Genomic DNA, 555 nt, shown 5'->3' with positions numbered 1-555 from the left:
CGGGCCGGGGTTCTGGTCGCAGGCGGGCTTTGACAACTGGAAGGTGGACGAGCCGCTGATCCGCCAGACGCTGATCGACAGCTTCTCGGTCGAATATGACGCAACGCTGTCCACCCCACCGTCGCCGGACGGGTCGTCCAGCAAGGGCGTGTTCGTGCTGATCCAGCTGCGCCCGACCCGCACCACGATCAACACCAAGCCACTGTTCGTGGCGGCGCTGACCGAACGTGTGCTGACCGCGATCGGGGAACCCGCGGACAGCGACAAGGGCAAGAAGATCGCCCAGGTCATCGGGTCCGAGGATTATCTGGGCACGCTGATGCAGGGCACGAGGGCGCCCTGGAACATGGGGGGCGGTGGACAGGGCGACCAAGCCGACGACGTGCTGTTCGGCACCGGCCACGGCACCACCGGGCAGACCACCGCCCGCGACGGATGGGACAACCTGCTGGGCCAGACCACGGGCGAGCGCAGCGCCGAGGTGCTGGAGAACCTCTTGCGCGACACCCAGGGCAGCACGGCGCAGATGGTGCCCCTGCGCACCGTCGGGATCCA

1 protein-coding gene is annotated in these 555 nt (G+C 68.1%); it reads left to right on the top strand.

Annotated elements, in window-relative coordinates; all coding sequences use genetic code 11:
- A partial coding sequence (locus tag ACLD7X_RS18095) for a hypothetical protein (RefSeq protein WP_411425075.1) occupies positions 1 to 555 on the top strand: 555 nt, incomplete at both ends.

This window comes from Aphanothece microscopica RSMan92 (assembly GCF_046613545.2).
Taxonomy (GTDB): domain Bacteria; phylum Cyanobacteriota; class Cyanobacteriia; order PCC-6307; family Cyanobiaceae; genus NIES-981.
Note: the sequence above shows the minus strand (reverse complement) of the source record. Positions and strands in the feature narration are given on the sequence as shown.